Raw genomic sequence first — 14,521 nt, 5'->3', positions numbered from 1 at the left:
GTGTAAAATAAATGGGCTATTTTGCATTTTTAAACAAGCATATTAATAAGTTACAATAGCTTAATTGTTGAGATAGAGTGTTTTAGGCTTGGTTTGACCTTATAAAATGGTTATTTATCGGATATATTAATGTATTCTGATGAGTTTGCTTAATTTTGTTTTCAAAATTGCACAGAAACAAAAAATTATGACCAAAAATAATAAGATACATTTTGAAGTTTCGGAACGAAAAGTGCTGTTGCGGATTTTTGATGTAATCTTTGTTTGGTCATTATTACGTAGTACGGGTAATTTTTTAGATTTAAATTATCTAGAAACCTCTTCAACAAATTTTTACTATGCTATTGTTCTTGCAATTTATATTAATGTAATTGGGACTGTTTTTGAAATGTATAGTTTACATATTGCTAGTAATCAATTTAAAATATTGAAAAGTTGTATATTAACTGCTTCAACTTCCGTGTTGTTTTACCTTTTGACTCCAGTTTTATCAGCCGAGCTTCCTAATAACAGGATTCAAATTCTACTATTTTATTTCACGGTGCTTTTTGCTTTAGTACTTTGGAGAACTATTTATGTAAAGTTTTTGGCTTCCAGTAGATTTGTTCAAAATGTGGTTTTAATTTGTGATCAAGAGCAAGTTGAGGAATTAATTCAAGCACTAGAAAAATCAGATCCACATTATAGAGTGGTTGCTTATGTAAATACTGTTACTAATAAAAACGGGCATTCTACCTACCATTTTGTTAAAAATATTGAAATAGCAAACATAGTTGATTTTATTAATGATACTATTATTTTTGAAATTGTTATAGCCTCTAAAAAAACAGAAGATATTACAGTTGAATTGTATCAAGTTTTGCTACTTCTATTAGAATCAGGAACAAATATTCGCGAATACAACCAAGTATTCGAGGATAAGGTTCAACGCATTCCAGTACAATTTATTACAAGGGATTTTTATAAATTTTTCCCATTTAGCAGAAGTAATTATAATAAATTGTACCAACTTAATATTAAAATTATGGAAACAGTAATATCCATAATTGGATTATTATTTGGACTGATTTTTTTGCCATTTATTATTATTGGAAATGCTATTGGGAATCCTGGAAAATTATTCTATACCCAGGAAAGAGTTGGGAAACACGGAAAAATATTTCAAATTATTAAGTTCAGAACAATGGTTATAAATGCAGAAAAAAATGGGGCTGTATTTTCAACACCAAACGATAGTCGGGTAACCGTTTTTGGTAAATTTTTGCGTAAAACTAGAATCGATGAAATTCCGCAATTTATAAATATATTAAAAGGAGAAATGGCTGTTATTGGTCCACGACCAGAGCGTCCCATTTTTGTTAAAGAAATTTCAGAAATCATGCCTTTTTATGAAACTAGGCATGTTATTAAACCTGGTTTAACAGGTTGGGCGCAGGTTAATTATGTATATGGAATATCAATTGAGGACAGTTTGATTAAATTACAGTATGATTTGTACTATATAAAGCATCGTAGTGTTTTCTTAGATTTGAATATCACTATAAAAACCATCAGCACTGTCTTATTTTATAGAGGTCAATAATAATATTGTTTTTATATAACGATTGGAATTCTTTTGCTGTTTTTAATAATTGTTTTAATTAATACAATTGCACTTGTAAACAGCATTGGCAATACGATTAATAAATGTGCTTTATTAAGCATGAAAAAGAAGTATACACAAAGTGAAATTAGGTTAAATACACCGATGTTGATAATCCATTTTTTGTTATTCCTGATTGTAAAGTAGAGCAATAGTAATAATGTTGGATTGAATAGGAATATATTATAATTGTAGGCTAATTCTTGATGCAAAGAATAATATCCCATAAAACCAAAGAATAATCCCAAAAATCCCATGATCAAAAAATAAATGTTATTGACGCTTTCTTTACTTATAACTAGAATCAATCCTAGAATTAGTAAATAAGTGTATATGTTATCCCACCAAGAAAAGGATGTTTCTTTTTTGTATTCTAGTGATGTTTTACTTTCGGTACAAAGCGGATGGTCTTGAAATTGTATTAGAGCTAAACTTTTTTTCAATTCAAGAGGTAGGAATATTTTTGTACCATACTCATCTACTTTTTTTCCAAAAATAATACTAGTTCCTAATTTTTCATAAAATGAATTATTGAAATAAGGGTATAAAATAGTTCTATAGGTTATGTCTGTATCTGTTTTTTTTACAATTGTAGATTCTCCCAAAGTTTTGTTTAAAATGTCAACAACCATAGAAGTACAGTTTTTATCAATAAACTTATAGGTATAATAACTTTCACTTGAGGCTAAAGCAGAAGTAAGATTGTCAAATAATTGTTGTTTATAAGCCAAAGGAACATTCAATTCTTGTTCATAAACACTCCTTTGCTCATAAACATATTGATTGATAAAGTCATTGTATTTATTCACTACAGCAAAATACTGTAAATCTCCTTTTGCAAATTTCGCAACGAAATTAGGTGTAGCAAAATCAAAAGCTCCATAATTGTACACTAAATCTAAGTTGTTTTCTGAATCCGCTATTCGAATAGCAGTATGACCAAAAAGGGAATAGGATTCGTTACCAGTATCACATGTGATAATACTGACCTGAGTAGTATTAGACAATTTGATATTTTGTCCATTGCTGCTGCATGAAAAAATAAGCAACAGGAAAAAGAATGTTTTATTGAATGATAAATTCATTTGTGGATATATAAATAAAATTAATTTCTGAATAAACCCAAATCTATTTTTACAGAAAAGATATTCGAATACAAAGAAGCACTTTGATTGCCTAAATTGGTCAATGCATAATCAACTTGGATTCCTTTGTATTTAAATCCCAAACCTACATTAGGTTGGAATCCTACTTTATTAGTATTATCTATTTGTTGAATGTTTTGAAAGTTGCCAACTCCAGCTCTTAGAAAGACTAAATCAGTGTAACCAAATTCCAAACCCAAAGCAGGATCAATACTGGCAAATCGAGTAGAAATCAAGTCATTGGTTTTGGTAAATAACATATTGATATTGGCTGCAGCCAAAAGGCTATAATCATATCGAATGATAAACTTTTTTGATAAACCTAATTGAACTTTTGGCGCTGTAATCTCCGTGCTTTCTGGCAACTCTTTATTTTGTCCTGGAATAGCATCGGCAATTTTTTGATATTCTTTTTCGTTAATATTCCAAACATTATAAGTTGTTGTGATATCTCGAATCATCAAACCATATTGCCAGTCGTTTTTTTCGAATTGAATTCCGGCATCAAATCCAAAACCCCAAGAACTTGCAAATTTACCTATAATTCTTCGTATTACTTTAGCATTTACTCCGTATTGAAATCCGGCAACGGGTAATTTTCGGGCATAAGAAAAGGTAAATCCATAATCTGCTGTAGAAAAAAGACTGATTCGGTTGTAGTCTATATTGCCTTGACTGTCTATTAATTCAGTAGTATTCAAAATGTCATCCACACCAAAACGGATGAGTGAAATACCCCAAGCACTTTCATCGTCTATTGGTTTTGCATAAGCAATATAATCGTATTGAGCGATGTTGGCAAAATAATTGGCGTGCATTAGTGATAGTTGATGGTCTTCAAGATGTACTAAACCAGCTGGATTCCAGTAGCCTGAATTCACATCGTTAGTGCTTGCAGTCATTGCATTTGCCATTCCTAAAGCTGCTGCATCAACACCAATATTCATAAATTCGTTCGAATATTTTCGTAAAGTTTGTGCGTTCAAAGAGACGCAAAGTAAAAAAACAAAGACAAGTTGATTTATTTTAAACATTGTTAATTTTTGCAGACCAATTATGTGGTTTGAATTTTTTTTCAAAAATATAATTTTTAATTGAGCTAATTCCTTGAATGACCTAAATATTAACTAAAAGATCCAATGGTTTAAAATCTCTATTAAAAAACGTACTTCTCATCCACTTATTATATTAAATTTGTGAACTTAGAATTTTAATCCATAAACTATGCTAATTAAAAAACACATTCCGAATATCATTACTTTGCTTAATCTTTTTTGTGGTTGTATTGCAGTTGTATATATTTCAGAAATGAATTTTCTAATGGCTTTCTATTTTGTTTGTTTGGGGATTTTTCTAGATTTTTTCGATGGATTCTTTGCCCGATTATTTAAAGTTTCTAGCCCATTAGGGTTGCAATTAGATTCATTAGCAGATATGGTTACTAGTGGTGTCGTTCCTGGATATGTGATGTTTACATTATTACAAATGGCCAATAATCCAGTTTCTCCTAATGTCATTTTGCCTTATTTGGGATTTATAATCACTATGGCTTCTTGTTATCGCTTGGCTAATTTTAATATTGACACCCGACAAACAGATTCTTTTATTGGTTTGCCTACTCCAGCCAATGCACTGTTTATATTAAGTTTACCATTGGTTTTAGAATATTCAGATTCTTTAGTAGTATTTGAAATTTTGTCAAATCATTGGATTCTTTTAGCAATTACGCTATTTAGTGCATACATATTAAACGCCGAAATCCCATTGTTTTCTTTAAAAATAAAAGATTTCACGTTCCAGAAAAATGCTTTACAACTTGTTTTTCTCTTGCTTTCAGTATTGTTATTGGTCTTCCTCCACTATTTAGGAATTCCATTGGTAATCCTTTTATATGTTTTGTTGTCTGTTTTTAATAATAAGTTCCTAAAAAAGTAACTTTTTAATGAGACGGAAAAGTACTCGAACAAGAACGGTTAGTCGGCGAAAACCTCGAAAAAAAGCTTCTTTATTCTCTGGAAAACTGTTGCATTTTTCGATAATTGGTTTTTTTATTTTGCTAATTATTGGCCTTGCATATCATTATCGAAATGGTTTGGCTTATTATTTTAGTTTTAAATCCAATAAACTTTCTTACGAAAAGGCCGAAGCAAAACGGATTTCTGATGTTCGCAATTATGAAGTATTAAAAAATCACGAAGGAAAAGCCATTGGGATTGATGTTTCTGAGTTTCAAGGAAAAATCGATTGGGAATTGGTAGAAACAATAGAGGGGAATTATCAAATAGAATTTGTTGTTATTCGGGCAACTGCTGGTAACGATAAAGCAGATGGACAATTTGAAACCAATTGGCTTGGTGCCAAAAAAAGAAAAATAATTCGTGGTGCCTATCACTATTATCGTCCCAATGAAAATTCATTAGAACAAGCTCAGCTTTTTATCAAAACAGTGCATTTGCACAAAGGAGATTTACCTCCAATTTTAGATATTGAAAAATTGCCAAAGGAGCAATCTTTAACGAATTTAAAGCTTGGTTTAAAGCGTTGGCTAAAGGTTGTTGAAGCTCATTATAAAGTAAAACCTATTATATATACTGGTGAGAAATATTATGATGATTTTTTGAAAGAAGAATTTAGTGACTATTTATTCTGGATTGCCAATTATAATTTCTATCGAGAAACAATGGATGACCATTGGTTGTTCTGGCAATTTACTGAAAAAGCAACTATTCCTGGAATAAAAGGAAATGTGGATGCCAATATTTTTAATGGAGACTCAGAACAGTTGGGCTTTATTACAATCGAATAATTAATGTTTTCTTGATATCATAGTAACAATAAAGATTGCCAAGAGTAAAAAAGCAATCATTGAAAGCACAGATTTTGTATTGGCAAAATTGGTAGTAAAACCCATCCAAGGAATCTTTTTAGGAGGGAAAATTCGTTTGTCTTCTTTGTTATAATAAAAAATTCCCCAAATCCATTTATTGGGATCTTTACGCCATTTTTCAGAAGTTTCGTCGGTAGGATAATCTGGATTTTTCATTTAATAATTGCGATTATTTTTAAAACAGATTACTCAAAAAGTGACCACTGTTCACTTTTTTCTAAAACTCCAACTTCTTCTTTCTCAATTCAAAATTTTGACCTAAATAGACACGACGTACCATTTCATCTTCTACTAATTCTTCTGGAATACCTGCTTTTAAAATACCTCCTTCAAACATAAGATAGGTTTTGTCTGTAATGGCAAGGGTTTCTTGAACGTTGTGATCCGTAATTAATATACCAATGTTTTTATTTTTTAGTTGAGCTACAATTCTTTGAATGTCTTCAACTGCAACTGGGTCAACTCCAGCAAAAGGTTCATCTAGTAAAATAAATTTTGGGTCAGTAGCCAAGCAACGTGCAATTTCAGTTCGTCTTCGTTCTCCTCCTGAGAGAAGATCACCTCGGTTGGTGCGAATGTGTTCTAAACCAAATTCAGCTATTAAGCTTTCCATTTTTGCTTCCTGTTCCGCTTTTGTATGTTTGGTCAATTGTAAAACACTCAGAATATTGTCTTCGATGCTCAGTTTTCTGAAAACCGAAGCTTCTTGGGCTAAATAACCTATGCCATTTTGTGCTCTTTTGTACATTGGATAATGGGTGATATCTAAATCATCAAGATAGATATTGCCCATATTTGGTTTTACTAAACCAACAATCATATAGAATGAAGTTGTTTTTCCAGCTCCATTTGGCCCAAGTAAACCCACGATTTCGCCTTGATTTACTTCTACCGAAATGCCTTTTACGACACTTCTACTTTTGTATTTTTTTACTAGATTCTCGGCTCTTAATATCATTTTTAAGTTTATGAGTTTAGAAGTTTAATTTCTGGCTACTTCTGATAATTTTAATTTATTTTATGTAAAGAAAATCAAAAGGATTAAAAAACAAGGAACTATTAACTTTGAATTATAATTTTCAAGTAGATTTATTGTTTTCAATTCTTCTCAATATCATAGGTTCTGAGCAAAGGAGAAATGATAATTGTTCCTATATTTAAAGTAGCAATTTTTTGGGCTTTCATAATTCCTTCTTTAGAGAATCCTTTTAATAGCAATATTGTTGGTGTTGCATTCTTTAACTTAGTTGCTCCTTTTTTATTTTTCTTTTATAGACAATAGAAGAGATAATAACGCTTAGCTCAAAAATAATCAACATAGGAATGGCGACAATTGTTTGGCTCACAACATCAGGAGGAGTTACAATGGCTGCTACTATTAATACAATTACTACAGCATATTTTCTGTATTTACGTAAAAATTCAGGAGTTACTAATCCAAGCTTTGTTAAAAAGTAGATGATAATTGGTAATTCAAAAAACAAACCGCCAGCTAATACAGATGTTCTTACCATTCCTATATAAGAATCTAAGGTAAATTGATTTTTTACGATATCACTCACTGAAAAAGTAGCTACGAAATTTACTGACATAGGTATAATTATAAAATAACCAAAAAGAACGCCTAAGAAAAATAAAAGTGAAGATATAAATATAAATAATTTAGCGTTTTTTCTTTCTTTTTCATAAAGTGCGGGACTTATAAAGCGCCAAATTTGCCATAAAATATATGGGAAAGCCAAAATGAATCCTGCAAGGATACACATCCATACAAACATATTCACTTGTCCTTCCATTTCAGTGTTTTGAATAATGAAAGGCAATTCTTCAATACAAATACTTTCTCCGAAATTTAAAGTATGTGATAGATCACAAAAAAAACGGTAAGTAAAAAAGGAAGGTCTTGCGGGGCCAAATATAATTGTGTCAAATAAGTAATCACTAATAAAATAAGTTAAGAAAGCCATAATAATTATAGCGATTGTACTTCTTACTAATAACCATCTTAATTCCTCAAGGTGGTCTAAAAACGACATTTCTTTAGTTTCTTTTTGTTTCATTATATTATTCCTTCTTTTAAGATATCATGCAAATGCAACACTCCAATATACTTTCCTTCATCAACAACAACTAATTGTGTGATGGAAAAATCTTCAAGAATATTAAAAGCATCAACAACCATGCATGAGGGTTGAATTATTTTAGGTTTTTTTGTCATAATATCTTTAGCAGTCAAATGGATGAAAGTATCATTTTCATTCAGCATTCTTCTAATATCTCCATCAGTAATAATTCCGATTACTACGTCGTTTTCGACTACAGCTGTAACTCCAAGTCTTTTTTCAGAGATTTCAAAAATCACTTTCTTAATAGAAGTCTCTGGTGTTACCATAGGCTTCAAAGAATTTCCTATCATATCTTTTACTCGAAGTAACAGTTTTTTGCCCAAAGAGCCTCCTGGATGGTATTTTGCAAAATCCTCGTTTTTGAAATCTCGCAACGACATCAAGCATACAGCTAGTGCATCACCCATTACGAGTTGCGCTGTTGTGCTGTTTGTAGGAGCTAAATTTAATATGCAAGCCTCTGCTTCAACAAAAGTGTTTAACGTATAGTGAGATTCTTTTGCTAAAAAAGAAGTAGTATTTCCTGTAATTGCGATTAGTTTGTTGCCAAAACGTTTCAAGAAAGGAATAAGAATTTTTATTTCAGGGCTATTGCCACTTTTAGAGATACAAATCACCACATCATCGGCTTGTACCATACCTAAATCACCATGAATGGCTTCTGAGGCATGTAAAAAAAGTGAAGGCGTGCCAGTAGAATTAAATGTAGCTACAATTTTTTGGGCAATAATAGCGCTTTTCCCAATACCTGTTACAATTATTCTGCCTTTGGCATTAAATAAGATTTGCACAGCTTCTGAAAAGTTAATGTCAATAAAATCAATTAGTTTAGCTATTGACTCGCTTTCTGATAGAATCGTTTTCTTTGCTAAAATCAATATATTTTCCTTGGTATTCAAAATAGAATTTTTAAAAAATTTGTATGTATAAAAGAAAGTAGTATCTTTAGTGGTGCAAATTTAGATAAAATACCATTAATAAAGAATGAATTCAAACGAAATTGATATCCACAAAGAATTAAAAAAGTATTTTGGCTTCAACCAATTCAAAGGCTTACAAGAACAGGTAATTAAAAGTATTCTCAATAAAGAAAACACTTTTGTAATTATGCCAACAGGCGGTGGTAAATCACTCTGCTATCAATTACCAGCTTTATTTAATGAAGGTACTGCCATAGTTGTATCACCATTGATAGCTTTAATGAAAAATCAAGTAGATGCTATTAGGAGTTTGTCTTCTGAAAATGGTATCGCACATGTTCTCAATTCCTCATTAACAAAAACTGAAATAACCCAAGTTAAAAAAGATATAAGTTCTGGTTTGACCAAACTTTTATATGTTGCTCCTGAATCCTTAACCAAAGAAGAATACTTGAATTTTCTTCAAACGGTGACAATCTCTTTTGTAGCAATAGATGAAGCGCATTGTATTTCAGAATGGGGGCATGATTTTAGGCCAGAATACAGAAATTTAAAGCATATAATAAAACAATTGGGTGATGTGCCAATTATTGGTCTTACAGCAACTGCCACTCCAAAAGTACAAGAAGATATTCTGAAAAATTTGGATATGTCTGATGCAACAACCTATAAAGCATCCTTTAATAGACCCAACTTATATTATGAAGTACGTACCAAAACCAAAAATATAGAATCGGATATTATTCGTTTCATAAAGCTTCATAAAGGAAAATCAGGAATAATATATTGTTTAAGTCGTAAAAAAGTAGAAGCAGTTGCCCATGTTTTGCAGGTTAATGGGATTAGCGCTGTTCCGTATCATGCTGGGTTAGATGCTAAAACCCGAGCCAAACATCAAGATATGTTTCTAATGGAAGATGTAGATGTGGTGGTGGCAACAATCGCCTTCGGAATGGGTATTGACAAACCAGATGTGCGTTTTGTGATTCATCATGATATTCCAAAATCATTAGAAAGTTATTACCAAGAAACGGGTCGTGCAGGTCGCGATGGAGGAGAAGGGCATTGTCTTGCTTATTATTCTTATAAAGATGTAGAGAAACTCGAAAAATTCTTATCCGGAAAACCTGTAGCCGAACAAGAGATTGGTTTTGCATTATTGCAAGAAGTGGTGGCTTATGCCGAAACTTCGATGTCTCGACGTAAATTTCTTTTGCATTATTTTGGTGAAGAATTCGACAATGAAACTGGTGATGGTGGCGATATGGATGACAATGTTCGCAATCCAAAAGTAAAAAAAGAAGCCAAAGAACAAGTCGTAAAATTGCTTAAAATTGTTCGTGATACCAAACATTTATACAAATCCAAAGAAGTTGTTTTTACGCTTATAGGACGAGTTAACGCAGTGATAAAAGCCCATAGAACAGATGTGCAGTCTTTTTTTGGATCAGGAGCCGATCACGATGAGAAATATTGGATGGCTTTATTGAGGCAAGTGCTTGTAGATGGATTATTATCTAAAGACATTGAGACCTATGGTATTGTTAAAATCACTAAGAAAGGATTAGATTTTATCAGTGATCCAAAATCATTTATGATGTCTGAGGATCATGAATATAATGAATCAGTAGATGAAGCACTAGTTACTGCTTCAAAATCTACCGGAATTGCCGATGAGGTTTTAATGACTATGTTACGTGATTTGCGTAAAAAAACAGCCAAAAGATTAGGAGTTCCTCCTTTTGTGGTTTTTCAAGATCCTTCACTTGAAGATATGGCCTTGAAATATCCTATTTCTATGGTGGAATTATTAAACATACACGGTGTTGGAGAAGGTAAAGCAAAAAAATATGGTAAGGAATTTATTGAACTAATAATGCAATATGTTGAAGACAATGATATCATTCGTCCAGACGATTTAGTAGTAAAATCCACTGGTGCAAATTCTATTAATAAACTATATATTATTCAAAACATTGATAGAAAATTACCGCTTAATGATATTGCTTCCGCCAAAGGTTTAACCCTCGAAGCCCTAATTTCCGAAATGGAACAAATTGTTAATTCTGGGACAAAGTTGAATATCAAATATTGGGTAGATGATATGCTCGACGAAGACCAACAAGAAGAAATTTTTGATTATTTTATGGAAACACATTCCGATAATATCGAGAAAGCTCTCAAGGAATTCGAGGGTGATTATGATATTGAAGAATTGCGCTTAATGAGAATTAAATTTATAAGCGAAGTAGCAAATTAAAAAGTGTTCAGTGTTCAGCAATCTTGTTTTTTTAGAACTATTTGCTAAAAATCGAAATTTTATAGATAATTAAATTTTGTTTAAATAGAATTTTTAAACTCACACACTGAACACTGCCACTGAACACTGATCACTCAAAAACCTCTCCTCGATGTGGTTTCAAAGAATCCCGAACTTGAATCATATTCTCTTCATTTACCACCATAAATGCAATTGCATACATTTCATTTACAATTTTAAATCCAGTAATATTCGGAGATAATTTTTCTGTAATGATGTATTCCTTCAAATGAATTTCATGATGTTCCGCTGTTTTTGCCGAAGATGGACCACGAAAATCCCATATTAGTTTAATTAGTCGAGACATTTAATAAGTTTTTAGAACGTAAAGTTACAAAGACTTATTTGAAAATGGATTCTAGTTTCAATAAACATATTCATATCAAAGTGCTATTTTTGCATTTCATTATGGTTTTCAAATAACCCAATTAATTGTAAAATGCCACAAGAACTTCTTTTTCAAGTTACGCCAGAGATAGCCTCAAACGAAATGGTGCTCAAAGAGCATGTCGCGAAATTAATTCGGCTTGACGCCAAAGAAATCCAACATATTTCGATTTTAAAACGGTCAATTGATGCACGCCAAAAAGCGGTAAAGTTCAATTTAAAAGTGGCTATTTTTAAAGTAGGAGAGCCTTTAGTTGAAACTAAAATAGAACTTCCTGAATATAAAAATGTTTCCAATTCGCAAGAAGTAATAGTTGTAGGTGCAGGTCCAGCAGGATTGTTTGCTGCTCTGCAATTAATAGAAATGGGGTTGAAGCCAATAGTCATAGAACGAGGGAAAGAGGTTCGTGGTCGCCGTCGTGATCTGAAAGCAATCAATTTAGAACATGTCGTTGATGAAGATAGTAATTACTGTTTTGGTGAAGGTGGTGCAGGAACTTATTCCGACGGAAAATTATACACCCGTTCCAAAAAGCGGGGCGATGTAACCCGGATTTTAGAGCTATTTGTTGCTTATGGCGCTTCACCAGATATTTTAGTTGATGCACATCCGCATATTGGAACCAATAAATTACCACAAATTATCCAGGATATTCGGGAGAAAATTATCGAAATGGGAGGTCAAGTCCTATTCGAAACTCGACTGACTGATATTATTATCAAAAATAATGAAGTTCAAGGCGTCGTGACTAATAATGGCCACACTATTAATGCCAATAAATTAATTTTAGCCACTGGACATTCTGCTCGAGATATTTATGAATTATTAGATAGAAAGCAAATTTTCATCGAAGCCAAAGCATTTGCTCTTGGCGTTCGAGCGGAACATCCACAATCATTGATAGATAGTATTCAATACAGTTGTGATTATCGTGGTGAACATTTGCCTCCAGCACCTTATTCGATTGTGAAACAAGTAGGCGGAAGAGGAATATATTCCTTTTGTATGTGTCCCGGTGGTGTGATTGCGCCCTGTGCTACAAGTCCAGGCGAAGTGGTAACTAATGGTTGGTCACCATCAAAAAGAGATCAGGCAACTGCTAATTCTGGAATTGTGATCGAATTAAAACTCGAAGATTTTAAGCCTTTTGCCAAATTTGGTGCCTTAGCTGGAATGGAATTCCAAAAAAGTATCGAACAAAAAGCTTGGCATTTGGCAGGGGGCTCGAGCTTTAGCGAACAGGCGAAGCAAACTCAAAAAGTTCCAGCGCAACGCATGGTCGATTTTACTCAAAATAAAGTTTCTGCAACTATTCCAAAAACATCGTATGTTCCCGGAACCACTTCGGTGGAAATGGGATCCGTTTTTCCTGGATTTCTTACCCAAATATTAAGAGAAGGTTTCACTGAATTCGGAAAATCAATGCGCGGCTATTTGACTAATGAAGCCATTCTTCACGCACCCGAATCAAGAACATCATCGCCAGTTCGAATTCCTAGAGATTCCGACACTTTAGAACATCTTCAAATAAAAGGCTTGTATCCTTGCGGAGAAGGTGCAGGTTATGCAGGAGGGATTATCTCAGCAGCAATCGATGGGGAAAAATGTGCCTTGAAAATCGGGGAGGTTTTGAAAAGGTAAACTACACGTTTTATTTATTTTTAAATTTTAATGCTAAATCCTAACCCGTTTTTAAAACCTGTTAGGTGTTATTTTATTACCAATATTAAAGGTGACAATTAGTAAACTGTTTATGAAAACAAAAAGTCCCACCGAAGCAGGACTAAAGATTTTCATCTACGGCATATAGCCTTATTGTGATAAGATTTTGATAAAGTATAGAAATATTTTTATTAAAAACTAAAATTTATGGTAAACCCATGTATTACTGTTGTTTTTAACGTTGACAAATATTTGGAATATGTTGAAATCCTCTATTTTTGATTAATCGTTCCACCCAGAAGTTTTGTTGTAACATTTACAACAAAATATTTTTCTATTTTTCACAGTCTTAATCATCCAATTAACAACGGAAAATCGACCTTCCGATTTTGTTGCAACGATTTTCCGTTGTGAATTGCTTTCAAAATTGTATTTTAGCTTATAATTCCCAACATAATAATTTTAGTGTAGGAGTCTCCATTTGTTGTGAATTGCTTTCAAAATTGTATTTTAGCTTATAATTCCCAACAGGAGAATATTCTCAAGCATCTTTAGACAGGTTGTGAATTGCTTTCAAAATTGTATTTTAGCTTATAATTCCCAACTGTGCCGTCGCCTGCTGTTGTTCCGAAACTGTTGTGAATTGCTTTCAAAATTGTATTTTAGCTTATAATTCCCAACTCTCTCCCCTCTCTCTCTCGTTCTCACCTTGTTGTGAATTGCTTTCAAAATTGTATTTTAGCTTATAATTCCCAACCCATTCGCATTAAATGCTCAGATTGTAGGTGTTGTGAATTGCTTTCAAAATTGTATTTTAGCTTATAATTCCCAACTATTTTCATTGAAGATAGGTTTAGTTTTGTGTTGTGAATTGCTTTCAAAATTGTATTTTAGCTTATAATTCCCAACAACTTGTTTTGGAGAAACAATTGTGGTCCCGTTGTGAATTGCTTTCAAAATTGTATTTTAGCTTATAATTCCCAACTTCATTTAACAAAGGATCTACGACTCCTTGTTGTGAATTGCTTTCAAAATTGTATTTTAGCTTATAATTCCCAACTTTTGTAATGACGTTTTATTTTACTCATTAGTTGTGAATTGCTTTCAAAATTGTATTTTAGCTTATAATTCCCAACGCAAAGACAATGATTTATTATATATTCTTAGTTGTGAATTGCTTTCAAAATTGTATTTTAGCTTATAATTCCCAACAAAGGAATTGGCATTAACCACTAAACCTCCGTTGTGAATTGCTTTCAAAATTGTATTTTAGCTTATAATTCCCAACCATTAGAAAACGTAAAACAATGCAGCGATTGTTGTGAATTGCTTTCAAAATTGTATTTTAGCTTATAATTCCCAACAATACGATAGCGTAATAAAGTCTTTTACTAGTTGTGAATTGCTTTCAAAATTGTATTTTAGCTTATA

12 protein-coding genes and 1 CRISPR repeat array (1 of these 13 cut by a window edge) are annotated in these 14,521 nt (G+C 32.2%); of the genes, 5 read left to right on the top strand and 7 right to left on the bottom strand.

Annotated features, from left to right (window positions below; genetic code table 11):
* Positions 1 to 187: 187 nt before the first annotated feature.
* Complete coding sequence (locus tag E0F76_RS14250; protein WP_132007453.1) at positions 188 to 1,582, top strand: exopolysaccharide biosynthesis polyprenyl glycosylphosphotransferase; 1,395 nt, start codon at positions 188 to 190, stop codon at positions 1,580 to 1,582.
* Between the two features lie 11 nt (positions 1,583 to 1,593).
* Here the strand turns inward: E0F76_RS14250 and E0F76_RS14245 are convergent, their stop codons facing one another.
* Positions 1,594 to 2,727: a lipoprotein N-acyltransferase Lnb domain-containing protein gene (locus E0F76_RS14245; protein WP_132007450.1), complete on the bottom strand. Its 1,134-nt coding sequence runs from the start codon at positions 2,725 to 2,727 to the stop codon at positions 1,594 to 1,596.
* A 20-nt stretch (positions 2,728 to 2,747) separates the two neighbouring features.
* Positions 2,748 to 3,821 carry a putative type IX sorting system protein PorV2 gene (locus tag E0F76_RS14240; RefSeq protein WP_456236440.1) on the bottom strand — a complete coding sequence of 358 codons (1,074 nt, stop codon included), beginning with the start codon at positions 3,819 to 3,821 and terminating at the stop codon, positions 2,748 to 2,750.
* 190 nt (positions 3,822 to 4,011) lie between these two features.
* Between E0F76_RS14240 and E0F76_RS14235 the strand changes: the two genes are divergently transcribed.
* Positions 4,012 to 4,722, top strand: coding sequence for a CDP-alcohol phosphatidyltransferase family protein (locus E0F76_RS14235; RefSeq protein ID WP_132007447.1), 711 nt, complete (start codon positions 4,012 to 4,014; stop codon positions 4,720 to 4,722).
* Between the two features lie 7 nt (positions 4,723 to 4,729).
* Positions 4,730 to 5,593, top strand: coding sequence for a glycoside hydrolase family 25 protein (locus E0F76_RS14230; protein WP_132007444.1), 864 nt, complete (start codon positions 4,730 to 4,732; stop codon positions 5,591 to 5,593).
* On the opposite strand, the gene E0F76_RS14225 is transcribed toward E0F76_RS14230, so the two are convergent.
* The 4 genes from E0F76_RS14225 to E0F76_RS14210 all read right to left on the bottom strand — a co-directional run bounded on the left by E0F76_RS14225 (position 5,594) and on the right by E0F76_RS14210 (position 8,699).
* Positions 5,594 to 5,830 carry a DUF5808 domain-containing protein gene (locus tag E0F76_RS14225; protein ID WP_132007441.1) on the bottom strand — a complete coding sequence of 79 codons (237 nt, stop codon included), beginning with the start codon at positions 5,828 to 5,830 and terminating at the stop codon, positions 5,594 to 5,596. It lies immediately after the preceding gene.
* Positions 5,831 to 5,891: 61 nt separating this feature from the next.
* Positions 5,892 to 6,632 carry an LPS export ABC transporter ATP-binding protein gene (lptB, locus tag E0F76_RS14220; protein WP_132007438.1) on the bottom strand — a complete coding sequence of 247 codons (741 nt, stop codon included), beginning with the start codon at positions 6,630 to 6,632 and terminating at the stop codon, positions 5,892 to 5,894.
* A 280-nt stretch (positions 6,633 to 6,912) separates the two neighbouring features.
* Positions 6,913 to 7,734 carry a twin-arginine translocase subunit TatC gene (gene tatC, locus E0F76_RS14215; protein WP_132007435.1) on the bottom strand — a complete coding sequence of 274 codons (822 nt, stop codon included), beginning with the start codon at positions 7,732 to 7,734 and terminating at the stop codon, positions 6,913 to 6,915.
* Entirely contained in the window at positions 7,734 to 8,699 is a 966-nt protein-coding gene (locus E0F76_RS14210; RefSeq protein WP_165932712.1) for a KpsF/GutQ family sugar-phosphate isomerase, read from the bottom strand. The genes tatC and E0F76_RS14210 overlap by 1 nt, the downstream gene beginning before the upstream one ends.
* Before the next feature lie 85 nt (positions 8,700 to 8,784).
* On the opposite strand from E0F76_RS14210, the gene E0F76_RS14205 reads away from it, so the two are divergent.
* Complete coding sequence (locus tag E0F76_RS14205) at positions 8,785 to 10,980, top strand: RecQ family ATP-dependent DNA helicase (protein WP_132007432.1); 2,196 nt, start codon at positions 8,785 to 8,787, stop codon at positions 10,978 to 10,980.
* A 130-nt stretch (positions 10,981 to 11,110) separates the two neighbouring features.
* Here the strand turns inward: E0F76_RS14205 and E0F76_RS14200 are convergent, their stop codons facing one another.
* Positions 11,111 to 11,347 carry a hypothetical protein gene (locus E0F76_RS14200; RefSeq protein ID WP_132007429.1) on the bottom strand — a complete coding sequence of 79 codons (237 nt, stop codon included), beginning with the start codon at positions 11,345 to 11,347 and terminating at the stop codon, positions 11,111 to 11,113.
* A 132-nt stretch (positions 11,348 to 11,479) separates the two neighbouring features.
* Here E0F76_RS14200 and E0F76_RS14195 point away from each other — a divergent pair, with 132 nt between their 5' ends.
* Positions 11,480 to 13,069: an NAD(P)/FAD-dependent oxidoreductase gene (locus E0F76_RS14195; RefSeq protein WP_132007426.1), complete on the top strand. Its 1,590-nt coding sequence runs from the start codon at positions 11,480 to 11,482 to the stop codon at positions 13,067 to 13,069.
* 428 nt (positions 13,070 to 13,497) lie between these two features.
* Positions 13,498 to 14,521: a CRISPR direct-repeat array (repeat unit 46 nt; unit sequence GTTGTGAATTGCTTTCAAAATTGTATTTTAGCTTATAATTCCCAAC); it runs 2,208 nt beyond the window's last position.

The organism is Flavobacterium cellulosilyticum, from assembly GCF_004349355.1.
Taxonomy (GTDB): Bacteria; Bacteroidota; Bacteroidia; order Flavobacteriales; family Flavobacteriaceae; genus Flavobacterium; species Flavobacterium cellulosilyticum.
The sequence above is the reverse complement of the archived record's forward strand: the minus strand, read 5'-3'. Positions and strand labels throughout refer to the sequence as shown.

Coding starts and splice junctions, on each gene's coding strand:
- E0F76_RS14250 (WP_132007453.1), top strand. CDS start 188: ATGACCAAAAATAATAAGATACATTTTGAAGTTTCGGAACGAAAAGTG.
- E0F76_RS14245 (WP_132007450.1), bottom strand. CDS start 2,727: ATGAATTTATCATTCAATAAAACATTCTTTTTCCTGTTGCTTATTTTT.
- E0F76_RS14240 (WP_456236440.1), bottom strand. CDS start 3,821: ATGTTTAAAATAAATCAACTTGTCTTTGTTTTTTTACTTTGCGTCTCT.
- E0F76_RS14235 (WP_132007447.1), top strand. CDS start 4,012: ATGCTAATTAAAAAACACATTCCGAATATCATTACTTTGCTTAATCTT.
- E0F76_RS14230 (WP_132007444.1), top strand. CDS start 4,730: ATGAGACGGAAAAGTACTCGAACAAGAACGGTTAGTCGGCGAAAACCT.
- E0F76_RS14225 (WP_132007441.1), bottom strand. CDS start 5,830: ATGAAAAATCCAGATTATCCTACCGACGAAACTTCTGAAAAATGGCGT.
- lptB (WP_132007438.1), bottom strand. CDS start 6,632: ATGATATTAAGAGCCGAGAATCTAGTAAAAAAATACAAAAGTAGAAGT.
- tatC (WP_132007435.1), bottom strand. CDS start 7,734: ATGAAACAAAAAGAAACTAAAGAAATGTCGTTTTTAGACCACCTTGAG.
- E0F76_RS14205 (WP_132007432.1), top strand. CDS start 8,785: ATGAATTCAAACGAAATTGATATCCACAAAGAATTAAAAAAGTATTTT.
- E0F76_RS14200 (WP_132007429.1), bottom strand. CDS start 11,347: ATGTCTCGACTAATTAAACTAATATGGGATTTTCGTGGTCCATCTTCG.
- E0F76_RS14195 (WP_132007426.1), top strand. CDS start 11,480: ATGCCACAAGAACTTCTTTTTCAAGTTACGCCAGAGATAGCCTCAAAC.